The 19,062-nt window shown below is 73.6% G+C and carries 25 protein-coding genes; 13 read left to right on the top strand and 12 right to left on the bottom strand.

What is annotated here, in order from left to right; translation table 11 throughout:
* The first annotated feature begins 52 nt into the window (after positions 1–52).
* Complete coding sequence (locus tag E4P38_RS03760) at positions 53–319, top strand: hypothetical protein (protein WP_135130373.1); 267 nt, start codon at positions 53–55, stop codon at positions 317–319.
* Here the strand turns inward: E4P38_RS03760 and E4P38_RS03755 are convergent.
* Together E4P38_RS03755 and E4P38_RS03750 are read right to left on the bottom strand one after the other, a co-directional pair.
* Positions 300–1,289 (bottom strand): aldo/keto reductase, encoded by a 990-nt coding sequence (locus tag E4P38_RS03755; protein WP_135130372.1) that lies wholly within the window; start codon positions 1,287–1,289, stop codon positions 300–302. The genes E4P38_RS03760 and E4P38_RS03755 overlap by 20 nt on opposite strands.
* Before the next feature lie 36 nt (positions 1,290–1,325).
* Positions 1,326–2,114, bottom strand: coding sequence for an oxidoreductase (locus E4P38_RS03750; protein WP_135130371.1), 789 nt, complete (start codon positions 2,112–2,114; stop codon positions 1,326–1,328).
* 64 nt (positions 2,115–2,178) lie between these two features.
* Between E4P38_RS03750 and E4P38_RS03745 the strand changes: the two genes are divergently transcribed.
* From E4P38_RS03745 to E4P38_RS03735, 3 genes are all read left to right on the top strand, one after another.
* Complete coding sequence (locus E4P38_RS03745) at positions 2,179–2,730, top strand: histidine phosphatase family protein (protein WP_135130370.1); 552 nt, start codon at positions 2,179–2,181, stop codon at positions 2,728–2,730.
* Positions 2,731–2,809: 79 nt separating this feature from the next.
* A complete protein-coding gene (cobU, locus tag E4P38_RS03740; protein ID WP_135130369.1) occupies positions 2,810–3,331 on the top strand; it encodes a bifunctional adenosylcobinamide kinase/adenosylcobinamide-phosphate guanylyltransferase in 522 nt (173 codons plus the stop codon).
* Positions 3,328–4,086 carry an adenosylcobinamide-GDP ribazoletransferase gene (locus tag E4P38_RS03735; RefSeq protein WP_135130368.1) on the top strand — a complete coding sequence of 253 codons (759 nt, stop codon included), beginning with the start codon at positions 3,328–3,330 and terminating at the stop codon, positions 4,084–4,086. Before cobU ends, E4P38_RS03735 begins: the two co-directional genes overlap by 4 nt.
* Before the next feature lie 3 nt (positions 4,087–4,089).
* On the opposite strand, the gene E4P38_RS03730 is transcribed toward E4P38_RS03735, so the two are convergent.
* The 5 genes from E4P38_RS03730 to E4P38_RS03710 all read right to left on the bottom strand — a co-directional run bounded on the left by E4P38_RS03730 (position 4,090) and on the right by E4P38_RS03710 (position 6,412).
* On the bottom strand, positions 4,090–4,290 hold the full coding sequence (locus E4P38_RS03730) for a hypothetical protein (RefSeq protein ID WP_135130367.1): 201 nt from the start codon (positions 4,288–4,290) through the stop codon (positions 4,090–4,092).
* A gap of 91 nt (positions 4,291–4,381) precedes the next feature.
* Positions 4,382–4,732, bottom strand: a complete 351-nt coding sequence (locus E4P38_RS03725; protein ID WP_135130366.1) for a hypothetical protein — start codon at positions 4,730–4,732, stop codon at positions 4,382–4,384.
* A 90-nt stretch (positions 4,733–4,822) separates the two neighbouring features.
* On the bottom strand, positions 4,823–5,236 hold the full coding sequence (locus E4P38_RS03720; protein WP_135130365.1) for a hypothetical protein: 414 nt from the start codon (positions 5,234–5,236) through the stop codon (positions 4,823–4,825).
* A gap of 78 nt (positions 5,237–5,314) precedes the next feature.
* Positions 5,315–5,695, bottom strand: a complete 381-nt coding sequence (locus tag E4P38_RS03715; RefSeq protein WP_245160759.1) for a response regulator transcription factor — start codon at positions 5,693–5,695, stop codon at positions 5,315–5,317.
* A 42-nt stretch (positions 5,696–5,737) separates the two neighbouring features.
* Complete coding sequence (locus tag E4P38_RS03710; RefSeq protein WP_135130364.1) at positions 5,738–6,412, bottom strand: TIGR04222 domain-containing membrane protein; 675 nt, start codon at positions 6,410–6,412, stop codon at positions 5,738–5,740.
* A 134-nt stretch (positions 6,413–6,546) separates the two neighbouring features.
* Between E4P38_RS03710 and E4P38_RS03705 the strand changes: the two genes are divergently transcribed.
* Positions 6,547–7,425, top strand: coding sequence for a helix-turn-helix transcriptional regulator (locus E4P38_RS03705; protein WP_135130363.1), 879 nt, complete (start codon positions 6,547–6,549; stop codon positions 7,423–7,425).
* A 1-nt stretch (position 7,426) separates the two neighbouring features.
* Here E4P38_RS03705 and E4P38_RS03700 read toward each other — a convergent pair whose 3' ends face one another.
* Entirely contained in the window at positions 7,427–7,756 is a 330-nt protein-coding gene (locus E4P38_RS03700; RefSeq protein ID WP_135130362.1) for a tetratricopeptide repeat protein, read from the bottom strand.
* 111 nt (positions 7,757–7,867) lie between these two features.
* Between E4P38_RS03700 and E4P38_RS03695 the strand changes: the two genes are divergently transcribed.
* Entirely contained in the window at positions 7,868–8,584 is a 717-nt protein-coding gene (locus E4P38_RS03695) for a DUF4383 domain-containing protein (RefSeq protein ID WP_135130361.1), read from the top strand.
* On the opposite strand, the gene E4P38_RS03690 is transcribed toward E4P38_RS03695, so the two are convergent.
* Positions 8,585–9,766, bottom strand: a complete 1,182-nt coding sequence (locus E4P38_RS03690) for a sugar phosphate nucleotidyltransferase (RefSeq protein WP_135130360.1) — start codon at positions 9,764–9,766, stop codon at positions 8,585–8,587.
* A 137-nt stretch (positions 9,767–9,903) separates the two neighbouring features.
* On the opposite strand from E4P38_RS03690, the gene E4P38_RS03685 reads away from it, so the two are divergent.
* On the top strand, positions 9,904–11,103 hold the full coding sequence (locus E4P38_RS03685; protein ID WP_245160758.1) for an MFS transporter: 1,200 nt from the start codon (positions 9,904–9,906) through the stop codon (positions 11,101–11,103).
* On the opposite strand, the gene E4P38_RS03680 is transcribed toward E4P38_RS03685, so the two are convergent.
* The 3 genes from E4P38_RS03680 to def all read right to left on the bottom strand — a co-directional run bounded on the left by E4P38_RS03680 (position 11,088) and on the right by def (position 13,179).
* Positions 11,088–11,705 (bottom strand): NAD(P)H-dependent oxidoreductase, encoded by a 618-nt coding sequence (locus E4P38_RS03680; protein WP_135130358.1) that lies wholly within the window; start codon positions 11,703–11,705, stop codon positions 11,088–11,090. The two genes, E4P38_RS03685 and E4P38_RS03680, sit on opposite strands and share 16 nt — an antisense overlap.
* 266 nt (positions 11,706–11,971) lie before the next feature.
* On the bottom strand, positions 11,972–12,625 hold the full coding sequence (locus E4P38_RS03675; protein WP_135130357.1) for an HAD hydrolase-like protein: 654 nt from the start codon (positions 12,623–12,625) through the stop codon (positions 11,972–11,974).
* Positions 12,622–13,179, bottom strand: coding sequence for a peptide deformylase (gene def, locus E4P38_RS03670; RefSeq protein ID WP_135130356.1), 558 nt, complete (start codon positions 13,177–13,179; stop codon positions 12,622–12,624). Before def ends, E4P38_RS03675 begins: the two co-directional genes overlap by 4 nt.
* Before the next feature lie 52 nt (positions 13,180–13,231).
* On the opposite strand from def, the gene E4P38_RS03665 reads away from it, so the two are divergent.
* From E4P38_RS03665 to E4P38_RS03640, 6 genes are all read left to right on the top strand, one after another.
* Positions 13,232–14,239 carry a cobalamin biosynthesis protein gene (locus E4P38_RS03665; RefSeq protein WP_245160757.1) on the top strand — a complete coding sequence of 336 codons (1,008 nt, stop codon included), beginning with the start codon at positions 13,232–13,234 and terminating at the stop codon, positions 14,237–14,239.
* Between the two features lie 176 nt (positions 14,240–14,415).
* Positions 14,416–15,864, top strand: a complete 1,449-nt coding sequence (locus E4P38_RS03660; protein WP_135130354.1) for a PLP-dependent aminotransferase family protein — start codon at positions 14,416–14,418, stop codon at positions 15,862–15,864.
* Between the two features lie 245 nt (positions 15,865–16,109).
* Positions 16,110–16,853, top strand: coding sequence for a PAS and ANTAR domain-containing protein (locus tag E4P38_RS03655; RefSeq protein WP_135130353.1), 744 nt, complete (start codon positions 16,110–16,112; stop codon positions 16,851–16,853).
* A 115-nt stretch (positions 16,854–16,968) separates the two neighbouring features.
* Positions 16,969–17,637: a lysophospholipid acyltransferase family protein gene (locus tag E4P38_RS03650; RefSeq protein ID WP_135130352.1), complete on the top strand. Its 669-nt coding sequence runs from the start codon at positions 16,969–16,971 to the stop codon at positions 17,635–17,637.
* 61 nt (positions 17,638–17,698) lie between these two features.
* Positions 17,699–18,289, top strand: coding sequence for an MSMEG_1061 family FMN-dependent PPOX-type flavoprotein (locus tag E4P38_RS03645; protein WP_135130351.1), 591 nt, complete (start codon positions 17,699–17,701; stop codon positions 18,287–18,289).
* A 184-nt stretch (positions 18,290–18,473) separates the two neighbouring features.
* Entirely contained in the window at positions 18,474–19,046 is a 573-nt protein-coding gene (locus E4P38_RS03640; RefSeq protein WP_135130350.1) for a dihydrofolate reductase family protein, read from the top strand.
* Positions 19,047–19,062: the final 16 nt, after the last annotated feature.

Below are 19,062 nucleotides of genomic sequence, written 5' to 3'. Positions count from 1 at the left end.
CGGATCGGCGGGGCACTCCCGGAGCTCGAGCTCGGTGGTTCATCCTGCCGACGTGGTCACCGTGGTCCTCGCCTGGCTGGCCGTCCTGGCCGTGTGCGTCGCCGCGGTCCTGTTCGGCCAGACCGCGCGCAGTGCCCCCCGTCGCCGATCGGCCACCGGTCGCATCGGGCTGTTCCTCTCCCTGTCCGGCCCCTGGCTCGCCGTCGTGGGAGGCGTCGTCGCCGGAGCGCTCTCGGGGGCGTGGCTCCTCGCTGCGGCGGGAGCGGCGGCGGGCGTCGTCCTCACCTCGGTGGTCGGGCTCAGCCTCGCGCCGCACTGAGCCAGCCGCCGAGCCGCTCACGGATCTCGTCGACGGCGGTCCGGGGACCCGACACCGGCGTGAAGGACCGGGCCGCCGCGGTGAGTGCGGCCTGCTCGTCGGCGGACAGACTGATCCCGGCCGCCGCGGCGTTGTGCTCCAGCTGCTCGACGCTCGAGGCACCGGGGATGACGACGACCCGCGGCAGGCCGATCAGCCAGGCGAGCGCGATCTGGGCCGGCCGGGCCTGGTGCGCGCCGGCCACCTCCCGCAGCAGGTCGAGGAGTGGTGCCACCCGACGCAGGTTCTCGGCACCGAACAGCGGGTTCACCGCCCGCACCCCGCCGGGTCGGTTGTCGACGGTGTAGCGGCCACCCAGCAGTCCCTGGGCGAGTGGGCTGTAGGCGATGACCAGCCGGTTCTCCCGGTCGGCGAACGGCACCAGATCGTCCAGCGGCGCGGCGTGGGCGAGGGAGAACTGCACCTGGTTGCTGACCACCGGACGGCCCAGGGCGGTGTCGGCCGCCTGCCACCGCGCCAGCGAGTAGTTGGAGACGCCCGCAGCACCGATCCGGTCGTCCTCGAGCAGGCTCCGCATCCCGGGCATGATCACCGAGTCGGGCACCAGCGGATTGGGCTGGTGCACCTGGTAGAGCGGGATCCGGGTCAGCCCGAGGCGGCGCGCACTGCCCGCCCACCGCTGGCGCACCACAGCAGGGAACGGCGCCACCGGGAAGATCTTGCTGGCGACGACGACCTCGTCCCGCTCGTGTCCGAGCGCCTCTCCGAGGATGCGCTCGCTGCGGCCGAACCCGTAGACCTCGGCGGTGTCGAAGAGGGTGATGCCGAGCTCGCGGGCCCGCCGGACGATGTCCCGGGCCGCGCGATCGGCATAGGCGTCTCCGTAGCCCCACTCCCGCGAGCCGAACTGCCAGGTGCCCAGCCCGATCCGGCTGACCGGGCCCAGCCCGTCGATCTCGAGGTACTCCACCCGCCCAGTGTTCGCGCTCGGCGAGCGGCCCGCAGATCAGCCGCGGAGCAGGCTCTCGCAGATCGCGAGACCCTCGAGCGCCCCGTGCTCGGTGGCCCGGCAACAGTGCACCAGCCAGCCGGCGACCCCCTGCGCGGTGCCGGACGCGTACCCGGCCAGGGCCTCGGTGTACGCGTCCCTGCCCAGCTCGGCGAAGCCCACCTCCGGTACCGACACCGCCTTGGGGTCCAGCCCGCGGGTGATCCCGGTCAGGCGGCCGGCGGCCCGGGCCACCACGCCGTCGGCGCTGCCGAACGGGGCGATCGACGCCAGTTCGCCGTGCACCAGCGCGGCCACGAGCACAGCAGGGGCGGACGTCGTCCCGGTGACGAGGGAGAACAGCCCGGACAGCCGCGGTCCGGCGTGCGGGGCCGGCCGGCCGAGGTCGCCGCTGTCGACCAGGTCCGCCGCGGCCAGCACGTGCAGTCGCGCGAGCACCTGGCCCGGCGCGCGCGACCAGGTCTCGACCATCGACCCGATCCCCGCGGAGACACGGAGCGCCCCCTGCACCACCGGGTCCTCGGCGTTGCCCGCGCGCAGCTCGGCGAGGGGGACGTCCACGCCCTCCAGGGCGGCCGACGCCCGGGCACCGCGCAGGGCGGACTCGGTGCTGACCCCGGCCGACTCCCGGCGCAGCACCTTGTGGCCGAGCAGGCGGTCGATCCCGGCACGGGCGGCGTCCGCGGCCTCGCGCACCTCGGGGAGGTCGAGGAGTGGCGCCAGCGGGTCGGGCGCTCCCGTGCGCGTGGCAGGTCGCGCGGCGCCGGGACGGACGGGAATGGTCACGCCCACGACGGTACGAGGCGGCGAAACCGGCCCCGCACGCCCCTCGCCTACGCTCCCTCCTGCCATGTCCCGACCCCTCACCCTGCTGCTCGTGCGACACGGGCAGAGCGAGTGGAACGCCGCCGGGCTGATGCAGGGCCAGACCCCGCACGTACCGCTGACCGGCCTCGGCCACGAGCAGGCCGCCGCGGCAGCGGAAGAGCTGGCGCGGTTGCAGCCGGGCGCCCTCCTCTCCAGCGACCTCCTGCGCGCGGTGCAGACGGCCGAGCACTGCGCTCGGACGACCGGGTTGACGACGGTGATGACTCCTGCGCTGCGCGAGCAGGGTTACGGCGATCTCGAGGGCCGCCCGTCCCGCGAGCTGTGGGACGTCGTCGACTGGAACGACCCGCACTGGGCGGCCGCGGGCGGCGAGAGCCTGGCCGAGCTGCACGGCCGGGTCGAGGCCTTCCTGACGCACCTGTGCGCCGAGCCGCCGGCCGACGTGATCGCGCTGGTCACCCACGGGGACACGATCCGGGCCGCCCAGGCCGTCGCCGCGGGTCTCGGGCCGGACGCGATGCCGGTGGTCACGCCGCACAACGGCACGGTGACCCGGCTGGAGATCTGCGAGTGAGTGCCGCAATGACGACGAGCGAGCGAGCATCGCAGGGAGCACCGGCGACCGAGGAGCGCAACGAGCTCGGAGTCGAGCCATGACCAGGGTCCTGGTGCTGGGCGGCTCGCGGTCGGGCAAGTCCGTGTACGCGGAGTCCCTGCTCGAGGGACGCACGGACGTCACGTACCTGGCGACCTCCGCCGGGCCCGCGCACGACGCCGAGTGGGCCGGGCGGGTCGCCGCCCACCGCGCCCGGCGGCCGGCGTCGTGGACCACCGTGGAGACGACGGCGCCGAGCGACCTGCTGCGCGGCGGCACGATCCTCGTCGACAGCGTCACTACCTGGGTCGCGGCACTGATGGACGAGACCGGCGTGTGGACCGAGGAACCGGGTGCGGCGGAGCGACTGGCCGCCCGCTGCGACTCCCTGGTCAACGCGTGGACCATGACGGCAGCACATGTCGTGGCGGTGAGCGACGAGGTCGGGCTGGGCGTGGTCCCCGAGACCTCGTCGGGTCGGCTGTTCCGCGACACCCTCGGCGCGGTGAACCAGCGGCTGGCCGGCACCGCCGACGAGGTGTGGTTCGTCGTCGCGGGACTCCCCCAGCGGCTTCGATGAGGTGGACCGGGCCGCTGGAGTCGGCCGCGCTGCTCTCGGTGCTGCCGGTTCCGGCGCGGACCGCCGCGTCGACGCGCGGGGTGCTGCCGTGGGCTCCGCTGGTCGGGTTCCTGCTCGGCGGCATCGCCACGGGCGCCGCCGTCCTCGGAGACCGGTGGATCTCCCCTCTGGCGGGGGCCGTGCTCGGGATCGCCGTCCTGGCCGTCCTGACCCGCGGACTGCACCTGGACGGCCTGGCCGACACCGCCGACGGGCTCGGCCCGCTGCGGGAGCGGGAACGGGCGCTGCAGGTGATGCGCCAGAGCGACATCGGCCCGTTCGGGGTGGTCACCCTGGTGCTGACCCTGCTGCTGCAAGCCGCCTGCCTGGCCGCGCTCCTCGCGACCGACGTCGGCTGGCTCGCCCTCTGGACGGCGGTGGTGGTGTCGCGGCTGGCCATGACGCGTACGGGGCTGTCCGGGGTCGCGATGGCGGACGGGTCATCGCTCGGCCGCCTGGTCGCAGCCACGGTGTCGGCGCCGTGGCTGGCGGCCTGCGCGCTCGTGGTCGTCGGTGTCGTCGTCGCCGGGAGCGGCGCGGATCCGGCGGTGAGCGGGCGCCTCCTGGGCGCCGCGGCGGCCGGCCTGGTCGCCGCCGAACTCGTCTACCGCCGGGCGCGCACCCGGCTGGGCGGCGTGACCGGCGATGTCATGGGGGCGATGGGAGAGACGGCGACGACGGCGGTCCTGGTGGTCGCCGCGGCCGTGCTGCGCTGAGGGTCAGCCGCCCACGTTCCGTTCGTTCTCCCCGCCGCCCGGCGCCGGGCTCTCGGGGCCGCCGCGGCGGCGACCCTTCCGGCCCCGCAGCCCGGCGATCCTGCCGCCCACGTTCCGCTCGGCCGTCCCACCACTCTTGCCACCTCGCCCCTTGGCCTTGGTGGCGGCTCCCATCGTGGCCTTCAACCGATCGAGGATGCCCATGGCGGGAGGGTGCTCTCCCGGGTCCCAGGGATCGCCGGCCCACGTCGCGGCGCGCTCCGGATCCCGGCGTGCCGTCACGCTGCGCAGCACCTCAGGCTTTCGTGGCGTCCAGGCGCTGGAGGAGATCGTGCGCGGCCAGCTCGATCTCCTTGTGGCCCCACTCGGCCGCCCGGTACTGGCAGGCGATGAGCCCCATGCGGTGCACCCGGCGGAAGTCGCCGTAGACGAAGGCGTACCGGCCCTTGGTCTCGTCGGTCGCACCCTCGGTCAGGCCCAGGTGCCAGGCCGAGTAGTCGTCCCAGGAGTGCCCGCCGAGGAAGTCGTTCTCGTCCTCGGCAGAGGGCTGCACGCGCCCCCACTCGCTCCGCAGCACGTACTGCCGCGCGTCGATCAGTTCCCGGGCGTGCGCCACCCCTGCGGGGTTCACCGAATAGGTCGCCACGATGCTCCGTCCGGACGGGGACGACGAGGTCAGGCGGCCAGTGTCGCGCAACCGGAGCCCGCGGACACGGCCCTTCGAGTTCCGACCTGCTCAGTGCGCGTACTCGGCCGGTCGCAGGAGCAGGGCCAGCGCCATCGCCGGCAGCATCAGGACGTGGCCCCAGGTCATCAGCGTGCCCCCGTCGATCGCCCCGGCCCAGAAGGGCACGAGCAGCATGGCGAACGGCACGTACATCGACGCCGACATCTCCGCGATCGGCCGCCACGAGTGGCCGCGGAATCGCATCCAGGCGCCCATCCCGATCGCCATGTTGGTCGCCATGACCATCACCCCGACGTCCGTGCGGGTGGTCAGGGCGGGCCACACCAGGTCCTCCACTGGACCGAGCACGATCATGCCGACGAGCATCGCCACGACCATCTCGAGGTAGTGCCGGACGAGGTGCCACACGGCGCGGCCGCGCGAGGTGGGACGGGTCGACGGGTTCCGGGTCTGCGTGTCCATGGGGCAAAGCCTCGGGTGCGGCGAGGGCACTGCCAGGTGCCAGAGGTCATGACCTGAGGTCACCTCCGTGACCTCGCCTCAGACCAGCCCGAGTGACCGTCCCCGGAGGGCCGCCTGCGTACGGTCGCGCGCGCCCAGCTTGGCCAGCACGTTGGTGACGTGGTTCTTGACGGTCCCCTCGGCGAGGAACAGCGACGAGGCGATCTCCCGGTTGCTGCATCCGTCGCCCAGCAGCCGCAGCACCGCGAGCTCGCGATCGGACAGTGGCACGACCAACGGCTGGGGTCGTGGTGCGGCGTCGTCGGGCATGGCCGCGAACCGGGCGACCACCTTGGCGGCGACCGAGGGCTGCAACACCGACTCGCCCCGCGCCGCGGCCAGCAGCGCCTCGACCAGGCGGTCGCCCGAGACGTCCTTGAGCAGATATCCGACAGCACCGGCCCGCAGCGCGGCGAACACGTCCTCGTCGTCGTCGAACGACGGGGTGACGAGCGGCCGGGTTCAGCAGCCGCCGCCGTCCCCGCCCCCGCTGCCGCCGTCACCGCAGAAGCCGCCGCCGAAGCCGCCGAAGCCGCCGCTGTCCGCGGCCCCACCGGACCAGCCGTGGGAGTGCGGGCTGTACCCGGCGGCGTACCGGTCACGTGGGGCCGACCAGCGGGACCGAGCGGGCCGTGGCGGCTCGAAGACGGCCGCCCGGACGTCGGCGTCCGCCATGCGTTCCGGTCCGGACAGGGCGACCACCAGCGCGCCGGTCTCGCCGGCGACCCGGTCGGTCGGCGGGTCGGACCGCAGGTGCCGGAGGGTCCGCCGTCCCTCTCCGGTCAGCGCGAGCAGGTGCCAGTGACGCAGGCGCATCGGCGTGCGGCCACGTGCCAGTCCGTCGCGCTCGAGCCGCTGGCCCACCGCGTGGAGCCGCTCGTCGTCCTGGAGCCGCCAGCGGACGGTGTCGATCGAGCGGTTCCCCCGCAGGCCGACCGCGTCCAGGACCGCGGCCTCGAGGGAGTGGCGGCGGCGGTGCTCCACGACGGTCAGCCCTCCGGAGTGGGGCGTCACCCGTAGGCACCCGCTCTCGACGAGGGCGACCACCGCGGTGTCGACGGCTCTGCGCGGCCCACCGGCGAGGTAGGCGATCTCGTACAGGTCGTAGTCGGCGGCGAGGGTGCGTGGTCCGGTCATGGCGTCACGTCCTTCGATCTCGAGGCTCGGGAGGGGTGTCGAGGAGTGCTGCGGCCGGCATCTGAACGGTGACAGGACGCCTCGGGACCGGCAAGCCTGCTTGCAATATTGCACGCAAGATCTACGCTGCCGACGTGGCCGTCGACTCCCCCTCGGTGCGCGAGCGGCAGCTGGCGCGGGAACTGCGGCAGCTGCGCTCGGCCCAGCCGCTCCATGGCAAGGACGTCGCGGCGCACCTCGGCTGGTCGGCGTCCAAGGTCTCCCGCATCGAGACGGGCCGCATCGGGATCTCCCCCGAGGACCTCGACCTGCTCCTCGCGCTCTACGACGTCCCGGACGACCAGGCGACCTACCTGCGGCGACTGGCCCCCTCGGCGCGACCGAGAGGCTGGTGGGACGCCTACGCGGACACGCTCTCCTCCGGGTACGCCAACCTGATCCGGCTCGAGGCCGGCTCAGGCGCCCTGCGGTGCTACGGCGCCCTGGTGCCGCACGCCCTGCTGCAGACACCCGAGTACGTCCGTCAGGTGATCCTGTCCACCTGGGAGCGGCCGTCGCAGGCCGAGATCGACCGCCGGATGCAGGTCTGCCGCCGCCGTCAGGACGTGCTCGAGGCGACCACCGGGGACGGCCCGATGCAGTTCTCCGCGGTGCTCGACGAGTCGGTGCTCCGCCGTGGCGCCGCCGCCCCCGGTCAGGGCGACGGCGCGACGATCCTGCGCGCGCAGCTCGACTGGTTCGCCACCGTGGCCGTGCGGCCCAACGTCACGATCCAGGTCCTGCCGTTCGACGCCGGGCTGCCGCCGGTGACCGCCGGGTCCTTCTCGGTCCTGGAGTCACGCGCGACCGGAGCACCCGACGTCGTCTACCTCGAGAACAAGACGCGGGTCTTCTTCATCGACGCCGAGGCCGAGGTGCACCGCTACACCCAGGCGTTCGAGCTGCTGAGCAGCATGGCGCTGGATCCCGAGCAGTCGCTGGAGCTGATCGGCGACATCGCCGCGACCCTCTGAGTCACTCCGCGCCCAGCGCGTCGGCCATCCGGTGATGGGGAGTCGCCTCGCCGTGCCGGCTCTGCCGCTCCAGGGTGCGGGCGAGCGCGCGGCGGGCCCAGCCGTTCGCCGGGGCCAGCTCGACCAGCCGGGTGAGCGCCTCCTCGGCCTTGGTCAGCTGCGCCGAGCCGAAGTAGGAGCGCGCCAGCAGCTCGACCGCGGCCTCGTTCCCGGGCTCGGCCGACACGAGGCGCTCGAGGATGCGGGCCGCCTCGGTGGGCTGGCCCATGGCGAAGAACAGATCCGCCCGGAGGTACTCCGAGTGGAGGTCGATCTCGAACGGCTGGGTCATGCTCGGTGCAACGGCGACCGGTCTTCCGGCCTTCCCGGCTCACGCACGCGCATCCATCCGGCGCAGCCAGGGCGAAGAGGGGGCATCACCGACCGATGCCGAGGAGTTCTGATGCAGCTGCGTCATCGCGCCATCCAAGGAACGACCACCGCGTCGGACGGGCCGGCAGCGGCCGACGACCTCGCCCGGAACCGCCCAGGCGGCCGCGTCCCCGCTGTCCATCGAGTGGGAGCCATCCTGGTCGCTGCGGTGATCCTCGTCTTCGGCCTGCTCGGTTTCGTCGACGGTCTCGCCTTCTTCTCCACGAGCGGCGAGAGAATTCTCGGTCTGTCCTCCAACGGTCTGCTGTCCAGCATCTCGGTGCTCACCGCCGCTGGCCTCGTCGCGGCCGCCCTGCACGGTCCGAGGGTGGCCTCCACCGTGATGATCGTCGTCGGGTCACTGTTCCTGCTCTCCGCGCTGGCCAACCTCGCGGTCCTGCAGACCAGCTTCAACGTGCTGGCGTTCGAGTTCAGCAACGTCGTCTTCTCGGTGCTCACCGGCCTCGTCCTGCTCCTCCTCGGCGCGTACGGACGGCTGACCGGGAACTTGCCACCGGACAGTCCCTACGCGCACGCCGCCCTTGCCGGGCCGGGGGACGACCCGGAGTCCTTCCCGTCCACGGCGGCGGAGTTCGCAGCCGAACGGGCCATGCGCGACGCTGAACTGGCGGTGGTCAACCACGTCGCCACGGACGAGCAGCGTCGCCGGGTCGCGGTCATGGCCCAGGTCCGCAGCCGCGGTGACCGACGACGCGTGTGGATGGACGTCGAAGCAGCGCCTTCCTGATCAGTCGTCGCGTTCCGGATCGGGCAGCCGGGCTCCCGCCGGCACCTGGCCGCCGCGCTCGACCCGGGCCTGGCGGCCCACGAGCGTGATGTCGCCGTCCCCGCCGACCGAGGCCCCCTCGCCCACGTCGACCCGGTCGTCGAGCACGGCTCGGGTCACGGTGGCTCCCGAGCGCACCCGCACGCCGGGCAGCAGAACCGAGTCGACGACGGTCGCACCCTCCTCGACGACCACTCCCGGGGAGAGCACCGACCCGCTCACCTCACCGGCCACCCGGGTCCCGCCGGAGACCAGGCTCCCGTCGACGACCGCCCCGGCCAGGATGCGCGCGGCGCTGTGCCGGCCGCCGCGGGTGTGCAACGGCCAGGCGGGGTCGTCCAGGTCGATCGGCGGCTCCTCGGACAGGAAGTCGCGGTGGGCCTGCCAGTAGGCCGGCACCGTGCCGACGTCGCGCCAGTAGCCCGGCAGCGGATAGGCGCGGGCCAGGCCGTCCCCGGTCTGGGCGGGCAGCAGGTGGCTGCCGAGATCCTCGAGCTCGTCCTCGCCCAGCTCCTCGTTCAGACCGTCGAGCCGGTCGAGCGTGGCACCGGGGGTGAACACGAAGACCTCGTTGGTGGCCGTGGTGCTCGCCGGCTCGTCGGGCTTGTAGGCGTAGTCGGTGACCTTCTCGCCGTCGACCTGGACGATCCCGTACCGGGACGCGTCGTCGGCCGCGACCTCGGTGGTCACCATCGTCACCTCCGCTCCCGAGTCGAGATGGGAGTCGACGACCTCGCGGTAGTCCAGCTTGTAGACGGCATCGGAACTGACGACGACGAGGGCGTCGGCGTCGTACTCGCGGATCAGGTCGGCCTGCCGCCACAGCAGGTTCGCCGTCCCGCTGACCCAGCCGCCGCGTTCGGTGCCCTGGAACGGCGGCAGCATCAGCAGCCCGCCGGAGGTGCGGTCGAGGTCCCAGGGCCGGCCGTTGGCGAGGTGGTCGGACAGCGACGTGGGGTGGAACTGCACCGACACCCAGACGTCGGCGATCCCCGCGTGCTGGCAGTTGCTCAGCGGGAAGTCGATCAGCCGGTAGACCCCGGCGAAGGGGACGGCGGGCTTGGCGCGCTGCTCGGTGAGCAACTCCAGCCGGCCGCCGGCGCCGCCGGCGAGCACGAGTACGAGAATCCGGGGAAGTGCCATGGTCGGCCCCTACCCGGGGTCGCGGCGAGCACGCCCCGACGCGACACGCGGGCTCGGGAATCAGCCTGATGGCCAACGGCTTCTTCTCTGTCGTGCCCGTCTCCCGTCGTCTGTCGCGGACCCCCGCCTTCTGGTCCGTGGCGGTGCTCCTCGTGCTGATGCTCGCCGCCTCGGGGGTGCCGTCGCCGCTCTACCGCGTCTACCAGGAGGAGTTCGGCTTCAGCTCGGGCGTCCTGACCACGATCTTCGGCATCTACTCGTTCGCGCTGCTGGCCTCGCTGCTCGTCGTGGGCGGGCTGTCCGACCACGTCGGGCGTCGACCCGTCCTGACCGCCGCCTTCGTGTTGGAGGCCGTCTCCATGGCGCTGTTCCTGTACGCGGACGGCGTCGGCTGGCTGCTGACCGCCCGCGTCGTCCAGGGACTCGCGACCGGTGCCCTGACCAGCACGCTCGGGGCGTCGTTGCTGGACCTTCAGCGTGGTGACAGGCCGCTGGGCCCGTTCATCAACAGCGCCGCCCCCGGGCTCGGGCTGTCGGTCGGCGCCGTCGGGGCCGGGCTGCTCGTCCAGCTCGTCCCGTCCCCCACGGACTGGGTGTTCGGGGTCCTCACAGTGGTCTTCCTGCTGGCCGCCGTCGGCACCGTCCTGCTGCCGGAGAGCTCCCCGCGCCTGCCGGGCACGCTGCGGTCCCTGCGCCCGCAGGTGCACGTGCCGCCCGCGCACCGCCGGGCCTTCCTCGTCGCCCTGCCGCTCCTCGTCGCCTGCTGGGCGCTGGGTGGGCTCTACGCCTCGCTCGGCCCGTCCCTGGTCGCCGACGTCTTCGGCATCGACAACCACCTGGTCGGCGGTCTGCTGATCCTGGCTCTCAACGGCACCGGCATCGCCGGGTCGCTGGCCCTGCGCACCTCGCCGCCCGAGCAGGCGCTGCTGGTCGGTGCGCTCGTCTTCACCGTGGGGGTCGCCGGCACCCTCGTGGCGGTGTTCGCCAGCTCGGTCCTGCTCCTGTTCACCGCGGCGGTCGTCACCGGCTTCGGCTTCGGGGCGGCGTTCCTCGGCGCGGTCGCCACGATCACCCACGGCGTCGCGCCCGGTCACCGGGCGGGGCTCCTGGCCAGCGTCTTCGTCGTCGGCTACCTGGCGTTCAGCGTGCCCGCGATCGCGGCCGGGATCGGCGCCGGGGAGTTCGGCCTGACCCGGACGACCGAGGTCTACGGCGCCGCGGTCGCGGTGCTCGGGCTCCTGGCGGTCGCGGGCCTGCTGCGGGCCCGGCGGACCGTCGGCTCGCTCGCCCCCGCCGAGCGATCCGAGGTCCTGACCCCCGCTCAGCTCCCCGGGTAGGGCGAGGCCTTCAGCGCGCGGGCCAGCGCGGCGGCGTTCTCGGCCAGCGTCTTCGTGGTGGAGGCGACGGCCTCGGGCGTCTCGTCCAGGTCGTTGTAGTCGCGGCTGCCCATCGCCTCGTCGTTCCAGTACGTGCCGCCCTGGGCCGGGATCGTGAAGCCCATGTCGTTGAGGCCCTGCATCAGGTCCGCGGTGATCTTGTGCGCGCCGTCCTCGTTGCCGACCACCGCGGTGACCGCCACCTTGCCGGTGATCAGCGGCCGGCCGGTGTCGTCGGTCTCTGACAGCTCGCCGTCGAGGCGCTCCAGCACCCGCTGCGCGACGCTGCTCATGTGCCCGACCCAGGTGGGGGTCGAGACGATGAGGATGTCCGCCGCGATCATCTGCTCGCGGATCGCCGGCCACTCGTCACCCTCGCCCATGTCGATCTCGACCCCGGGCTTGACGTCGTGGTCCACGACACGGACGACGTCGCCGGTGACACCGTGCTTGCCGAGTTCCTCGAGGACCTGGCGGGCGATCAGATCACTGCTGGACGGCGCGGGCGAGGCCTTGAGGCTGCAGACGAGGGCAAGGGCACGGAGCGGGGTCGACTCGGTCATGCACGGTCAGATGCCCCACAACCCGCCGACTCCACACATCAGCGCGCGACGGTGTCCACGAACGTGTGGACGCGTTCCCGCAGCTCCGCGGCCCGCTCGACGATCACCTCGGCCGGATCGCGCAGCGGAGCCTTCGGGTCGCGCCAGCCCAGCAGGTCCAGCCCCGCCCGGTCGAGGTCGGCGAAGCCTTCGGCAGGGACAGCCCCTGCGCCTCCCCCGGGAACAGTTGATGAACGAGCGCCGGATCTGCTGCTCGGTCAGTGCTCTCATCCGCCGATCCTCCTGGCCAGCAGGGTCAGCACGTCTGCGGGGGTGGCGGCGACGGCCACCGCACCGGCTGCCTCGAGCTCCCCCTCCGGCGCCGGACCCCAGCCCGCGCCGATGCAGGGCACGCCGTGTGCCGCGGCCCCGAGGACGTCCTGCGCGCGGTCCCCCACCAGCACCGGGTCGACGCCGCCGGGATGGGCGGCCAGCGCGGCAGCCACCACCTGGTCCTTGTGGCGGACGGCGCCGTCCAGCGTCGCGCCGTGCACGGAGGCGAAGTGCCCCAGCAGTCCGACGTGTTCCAGGATCCGGACGGCGAAGGACTCCGGCTTGCTGGTGGCGACGACGAGGGTCGCGCCGTCGGCCCCCAGCGCGGACAGCAGGTCCGGGATCCCGGGATACGGCCAGGCGTCGAACATGGCCCCGGCCGTGTAGCGGGCGCGGTAGGCGGCGACCGCCCGGCCGATGTCGGCCCCGGTCAGCCCGAACGTCACGGCGAAGCCGTCCTGCAGCGGCGGGCCGACCATCGCGGTCAGCTGTGCGGGCGTGGGATCGGGAACCCCGAGCTCCCGGGCCGCGAACCGGACCGAGGCGTGGATCCCGGGCGCCGAGTCGACCAGCGTGCCGTCGAGGTCGAACAGCACCAGGCGGGTCATGCAGGGAGCTCTCCCGACGGACCGGCCGCATCGGCCAGCAACTCCTCGCGCTGGGCCTCGGGCAGGAGGTCGACGTACACCGTGCCGTCGAGGTGGTCCATCTCGTGCTGCAGGCAGCGGGCGGCCATGCCGGTGGTCTCGATGGTGACCGGCCGGCCCGTGAGGTCCACGCCGTCGACCCGGGCACGGAAGGCCCGCGGGAGCTCGGCGTAGGGGCCGGGGACCGAGAGGCAGCCCTCGTCGGTGATCTCCTCGGCGGGCTCGTCGCCCACCGGCGCGGGCAGCGTCAGGATCGGGTTGATGGCGTAGCCCACGACGTCCTCGTCGTCGGCGTCCGGGCAGTCGATGACGAAGATCCGGGCGTCGACCCCGATCTGGTTGGCCGCCAGACCCACGCCGTCGGCCGCGGCCATGCTGGCGAACATGTCCAGCAGGAGCCGCCGGAGGTTCTCGTCGAACTCGGTCACAGGAGCGCACGGCCGGTGCAGGACCGGGTTGGTGCCGTAGGTGACGATCGGCCGGGCGACGCCGTCGTAACGGCCGGGCAGGCGCATGACCGCCGATCCTAGGGACGGCGCCTGCTCCGGCGGTTGGCACCATGCATGCGTGACCCGGCCGCGCGTGGACCCCCCGGCGGCCGCGGGCCTGGTTCTGGGAGCCGTCGCGGACCTGCTGCTGGCCGATCCCCGGCGGTGGCATCCGGTGGCCGGCTTCGGCTCTGCGGCGGGCGCCCTCGAGCGGCGGCTCTGGCAGGACTCCCGGCCGGCGGGGGTCGCCCACGCGCTCGCGCTGACCGGGGCGGCCGTCGGCGCGGGAGCGGCACTGCAGCGCGCCGGACGCCGGCGGCCCCTCGTGCGGGCGCTGCTCACTGCCGCCACTACCTGGACTGTGCTCGGCGGGACGTCGCTGGGCCGGGCCGCGGCGACGATGCACGCCGCGCTGGCCGAGGGGGACGTCGTCGCCGCCCGTGCCGCCCTGCCCGCCCTCGCCGGACGGGACCCGAGCGCACTGGACGAGGGCGGCCTGGCGCGGGCGACGGTGGAGTCGGTCGCGGAGAACACCTCCGACGCCGCGATCGCCCCACTGTTCTGGGGTGCCGTGGCCGGGATCCCGGGGCTCCTCGGGTACCGGGCGGTCAACACCCTGGACGCGATGGTGGGTCACCACTCGCCGCGCTACGAGCGCTTCGGCTGGGCAGCTGCCCGCATCGACGACGTCGCGAACTGGATCCCGGCCCGGCTCACGGCGGCGCTGACCGTGCTCTGCGCTCCGGTCGCCGGAGGCTCGGCGGCCGGGGCGCTGGTCACCTGGCGCCGCGACGGGGCTGCCCACCCCAGCCCGAACGCCGGGCACTGCGAGGCGGCGATGGCGGGCGCACTCGGCCTGCGGCTGGGCGGCCGCAACGTCTACGGCAGCCGGGTCGAGGACCGCCCGACACTGGGCCGCGGCCGCCCGCCGGTGGCCGACGACATCCCCCGCGCCGTCCGGCTCTCCCGAGCGGTCTGGATCGCGGCAGCGGTCCTCGCCGCAACCGCCCGGCTGCGGCGGGAAGCCAGGATGACCCCGCGCGGCTCGGCGAGCACGAAGAAGCCCGCCGGATCGATCCGGGCGTGACTGGCGGGCGGGTCGCCCGGGCCGCGGCCGCCGCGGCCCGCGATCACGAGCGTGGCGGCCGAGACGCCGCCGAGTGCGAGCAGGACGAGCACCAGAAGAACGCCACCTGAGGTCATGCGACGAGAATGGCACCGGTTGGCCTTGTCGAAAGCAGGCCAATCCGGCATGGTGGCCGCATGCCACTCGCCGCAGACCAGTCCACTGGCCCGCGCGAGCTCGCCGCCCTCATCGGCTCCGTCGCGACATTGCCCGCCCCCAGGTACGCCGGGCTGGCCCGCCGCATCCGCGACCTGGTCACCGCCGGCTCCCTGCCCGCGGGCAGTCGGCTCCCCGCGGAACGGGAACTGGCGGGCGAACTCGACGTCAGCAGGGTGACCGTCGCGTCGGCCTACCGCGTCCTGCGCGAGGAGGGCTTCGCGACCACGCGGCACGGGTCCGGCACGGTCACCGAACTGCCCGGCGCGACCTCGCCCTGGGGACCGCCGAGAAACGACCCGGGCCTGCTCGACCTGGCACACGCCGCACCCGAGGCCGCGCCCCAGCTGCTCCCGGCCTACCAGCAGGCTCTCGCCGAGCTCCCCGCCCGGATGACCGGGCACGGATACGCCCCGACCGGCCTGCTCGAGCTCCGCGCGGCCGTCGCCGAACGGTTCAGCGCGCGCGGCCTCCCGACCGGGCCCGAGCAGATCGTCGTCACCGCCGGCGTCGGCGACGCGACGGCGGTGGTGCTCGAGGCCCTGCTCCAGCCGGGCGACCGCGTCCTGGTCGAGCACCCCACCTATCCCGGCGTCCTCGGCATGGTGTCCGCAGCCGGAGGGCGGTGCGTCCCGGTGCCCGTGGACCCTGCCGAACCCGACGCCCTCGTCCACGCGGCCGGCCTGGCCGCCCGCCAGAGCAGCCCGCGCCTCGCCTTCCTGATGCCGGACTTCTCCAACCCGAGCGGGGCGCGCCTGTCCGCGAGCGGCCGGCGGCGTCTGGCCGCGACGCTGTGGCAGCAGGGCGTGCTGACCGTCGCCGACGAGGTCGCCGCCGAACTCTCCCTGGACGGGGGCGCCGAAGCGCCGTACGCCGCCGGTCTCCCGGACGCCGCGACGGTGACGATCGGCGGGCTGTCGAAGGCCGTGTGGGGAGGGCTGCGCATCGGGTGGCTGCGGACCGACGCCGCCCTCGCCGACCAGCTCGGGACCGCCCTGGCCCGCCGTCAGCTGTCCGTCGGCCTGGTCGACCAGCTCGCCGCGTCCGTGCTGGTCCGGCAGCTCGACGAGGTGCTGGACCTCCGCCGCGCCCAGCTGCGCGAGCGACGCGACGTCCTGCGCGCGGAGATGGCGGCCCGGCTGCCCGACTGGTCGGCCCCGTGCGCCTCCGGCGGCCTCTCGCTCTGGTGCCGCCTGCCCGCCGACCTCAGCTCCGCCGCCGTCGTCGCCGCGGCAGCACCGCTCGGGCTCCTCCTGGCCGAAGGACGGGCGTTCGGTACGGGGCACGCGTTCGACGACCACCTGCGCCTGCCGTTCACCCTGCCGCCCGCGGAGCTGCGGACCGCGGTGGGCATCCTGGAGACGGTCTGCCGGACGCTGCGCGCGGAGCCGTTCCGGGCTCCACCCACGCGCGCGCTCAGCATCGTCTGACCGTCGTCGTCCCATCACCGTGTCGCCCCCTTGCCACCCAGGGTCACGACTCGGCGCGTTCATGGAATTCCGGCCTCGGTCGTTCTGCTCCCACCAGCCGTCTTCCTCCTGCGTGCCCCCGGCGCGGGCCGTACCGTCCACGCATCGGAGCGGACGGCCCCCCGGGGCCACGGATCCACGGGCTCGAGCATCCGGGCCCGCGATCCGGCCGGGGCAACCGGCTCGCCGCTGACGAGGGGGATGGCATGACCTCACCGGCCGTGTCCCGGCACCGGCTCATCGAGCGCGCGCCGGACGCAGCGACCTTGACCGTGCCATCGGCGCCCGTCCCGAGACCCTCGGACGCGTATCCAGCGGCAGCCACCCGCAGCGCCGGCCGGTACCGCTACGACCGGCTCACCGGCGACTGGTGGTGGTCCCCGGAGATGTTCACCCTCCACGGTCTGCCGCCCGCATCGCCCGTGCCGGACACCGAGGCGTACCTCGCCTACCAGCACGCGGCGGACCGCGCCCGGGTGCTCGCGGCCATCTCCGGCGCCTGCGTCACCGGGCGGGACTTCGCGCTGGAGACCCGGATCATCCGGGCGGACGGGCAGGAACGCGACGTCGTCCTCGTGGGTGAGCCGGTGCTGGACGCCGGGGGGACGGTGAGCGCCGTCGAGGGAATGGCCATCGACATCAGCGAGTGCCACCCACCCGGCTCGCCGACCGAGCGGGCCCAGGCCCTGCAGACCGAGGTCGAGCAGCTGCGGGCGGCGATGGCCAGCCGCGCGTCGATCGAGCAGGCCAAGGGCATCCTCATGCTGCTGACCAGCTGCAACGACCAGGTGGCCTTCGACCTGCTGGCGCACATCTCCAGCTACACGCACCGCAAGGTCCGTGACGTCGCGCTGGTCATCACCCAGTCGGCGACGGGCCGCAGCCGCTTGCCCGACGACGTCCGGGCGATCATCCGGGACGCCTGCCCGCCGGCCCAGCCCCTCCGCTGACCCCCGCCCCAGGCCTGACTCCACACCGCTCCGGGTCGTTCGGGAGAATGCCCGTGCCACCCGCCGACGCATCCGTCTGCGCGGGCACCCAGGCCCCGGGGAGGGGAAGCGCGGCGTGCTCTACGTCATCGCCCGGCTGGTCCTGCGACCGCTGTTCCGGCTCGCCCTCCGGCCGACCGTCACCGGTCGGGAGAACGTGCCGGCCACCGGCCCGTTCATCATCGCGAGCAACCACCTGTCGTTCATCGACAGCATGGTCATCCCGCTCATGGCACCGCGCCGGGTCGGCTACCTGGCCAAGGCCGAGTACTTCACCGGGGCCGGGATCAGCGGATGGCTGACCCGGACGCTGTTCACCGCCCTCGGCGCGCTGCCTGTCGAACGGGACACCCACCGCGCCGCCCAGGCGGCGCTCGACACGGCGATGACCGTCCTCGACGCCGGTGGTGGGTTCGGCATCTACCCGGAGGGGACCCGTTCGCGGGACGGCCGGCTCGCCCGCGGCAAGACCGGCGTCGCCTGGCTGGCTCTGACCGCCGACTGTCCCGTCGTCCCGGTCGCCGTCGTCGGCACCGACCGGGTCCAGCCGATCGGCGCCAGCTGGCCTCGGCCGCACCACGTCTCGGTCACCTTCGGGACGCCCCTGACGTTCCCGGAACTGCGGGGGAAGGCCGGCAACGGCAAGGCCCGGCGCGAGGTGACCGACACGATCATGGAGGCGATCGCGGAGCTCTCCGGCCAGGAGAAGGTCGGTTGGGGTCAGCCCGGCGGGAAGACCGCGTGAGCCGGACTCCGGAGCCCCGCGTCCGCTGAGTCCGGCGCCGAGCGGCAGCTACGGTCGCTCCGTGGCCGCATCCCCGCTCGACCTCTACCGCGCCCCCGGGCAGCGTGTCCTGAACAAGGTCATCCACCGGATCGACGAGCACTGCGCGGCGTTCATCCGGCTGGCGCCGTTCGCGACACTGGCCACCGCGTCCGCCGACGGGTGGCCCGACGTCTCGCCCCGCGGCGGTGACCCCGGGTTCGTCCACGTCCTGGACGAGCACCGCCTGGCTCTGCCCGACCGCCAGGGCAACAACCGGGTGGACAGCCTGCGCAACCTCGCGGACAACCCGCGGGCGGCGCTGATGTTCTTCGTGCCCGGGATCGACGAGACCCTCCGGGTGTTCGGGACGACGACGCTGCACGGTCCCGACGATCTCGGCATCGACTTCACCGAGTTCGGGCGGCCGCCGCTGTCGGTGCTCGTCCTGCAGACGGAGCGGGCGTACTTCCAGTGCTCGAAGTCGGTGATGCGGTCGGGCCTGTGGGATCCCGAGCGCAGGGTGGAGCGGTCGGCGTTCGCGCCGTTCTCGCAGGTGCTCCGGGACCACTGCCAGGACACGACGATCCCGGACGAGGCAACGCTGCGGGCGGGGCTGGCCCGCGAGCTCTGACCGGGTGTGTCCCCTTTCCTGGCGCCTCCGGCCCTGGGAGCCGGGTGCGCTGTTCCGGGAGAGCGGCACTTCCCGACTGCCCCGATCGGCGGTCTGAACCGGTACACCGAGCGCTAGGGTCTCGCAGGCGTCCGCTCGGGAAAGGTCAGACGTGCGGTGATGACCCAGGGATGGCGGTCGTGACATGAGCGGCAAGGTTGTCGTGAACCGGTGCATGTCGCTCGACGGCTTCATCGCCGGTCCCGGTGATTCCATGGACTGGGGGGATGATCGCGCTCTCGCCGACTTCGTGGCACCGGACGATCTAGCGGAGATCGCAGCGGCCACCGGCGCCATGCTCGTCGGCCGGCGGACGTGGGAGGTAGGCGAGCGGATGGCGGCCGAGAAGCCGGACAACGTCGACTACCCCGTCTCCGGACCCATGTTCCTCCTCACCCATAGGCCGCTGGTGCCGCCGAACCCGAACGTCACGATCCTCACCGGCGACATCGGCGAAGCGGTCGCGACCGCACTGGACGCAGCCGGCGGCAAGAACCTCGAGATCCTCGGCGCCGACGTGGCCGGCCAGTGCCTGCAGCGGGGGCTCGTCGACGAGATCCTGGTGTATGTCCTGCCGGTCCTGCTCGGCGACGGCATCCGCTTCTCCTCCCCCGGCCTTGCGAGGACAGCCCTGGAACCAACCAGCAGCACGCGGTCGGGCGACGCCACCATCCTCCGCTTCCGCGTCCGCAAGCAGTCCGACCAAACCGTCCGATAGCGCCGATCGCGCGCCG

This window comes from Blastococcus sp. CT_GayMR16, assembly GCF_004570875.1.
GTDB lineage: Bacteria > Actinomycetota > Actinomycetes > Mycobacteriales > Geodermatophilaceae > Blastococcus_B.
This window is presented reverse-complemented; position numbering and strand designations above follow the sequence as displayed.

Bases quoted from the DNA above. Each gene is read 5' to 3' on its own strand.
- E4P38_RS03745 (WP_135130370.1), top strand. From the start codon at position 2,179: ATGTCCCGACCCCTCACCCTGCTGCTCGTGCGACACGGGCAGAGCGAG.
- cobU (WP_135130369.1), top strand. From the start codon at position 2,810: ATGACCAGGGTCCTGGTGCTGGGCGGCTCGCGGTCGGGCAAGTCCGTG.
- E4P38_RS03735 (WP_135130368.1), top strand. From the start codon at position 3,328: ATGAGGTGGACCGGGCCGCTGGAGTCGGCCGCGCTGCTCTCGGTGCTG.
- E4P38_RS03730 (WP_135130367.1), bottom strand. From the start codon at position 4,290: ATGGGCATCCTCGATCGGTTGAAGGCCACGATGGGAGCCGCCACCAAG.
- E4P38_RS03720 (WP_135130365.1), bottom strand. From the start codon at position 5,236: ATGGACACGCAGACCCGGAACCCGTCGACCCGTCCCACCTCGCGCGGC.
- E4P38_RS03710 (WP_135130364.1), bottom strand. From the start codon at position 6,412: ATGACCGGACCACGCACCCTCGCCGCCGACTACGACCTGTACGAGATC.
- E4P38_RS03700 (WP_135130362.1), bottom strand. From the start codon at position 7,756: ATGACCCAGCCGTTCGAGATCGACCTCCACTCGGAGTACCTCCGGGCG.
- E4P38_RS03695 (WP_135130361.1), top strand. From the start codon at position 7,868: ATGCAGCTGCGTCATCGCGCCATCCAAGGAACGACCACCGCGTCGGAC.
- E4P38_RS03690 (WP_135130360.1), bottom strand. From the start codon at position 9,766: ATGGCACTTCCCCGGATTCTCGTACTCGTGCTCGCCGGCGGCGCCGGC.
- E4P38_RS03680 (WP_135130358.1), bottom strand. From the start codon at position 11,705: ATGACCGAGTCGACCCCGCTCCGTGCCCTTGCCCTCGTCTGCAGCCTC.
- E4P38_RS03675 (WP_135130357.1), bottom strand. From the start codon at position 12,625: ATGACCCGCCTGGTGCTGTTCGACCTCGACGGCACGCTGGTCGACTCG.
- def (WP_135130356.1), bottom strand. From the start codon at position 13,179: ATGCGCCTGCCCGGCCGTTACGACGGCGTCGCCCGGCCGATCGTCACC.
- E4P38_RS03660 (WP_135130354.1), top strand. From the start codon at position 14,416: ATGCCACTCGCCGCAGACCAGTCCACTGGCCCGCGCGAGCTCGCCGCC.
- E4P38_RS03655 (WP_135130353.1), top strand. From the start codon at position 16,110: ATGACCTCACCGGCCGTGTCCCGGCACCGGCTCATCGAGCGCGCGCCG.
- E4P38_RS03640 (WP_135130350.1), top strand. From the start codon at position 18,474: ATGAGCGGCAAGGTTGTCGTGAACCGGTGCATGTCGCTCGACGGCTTC.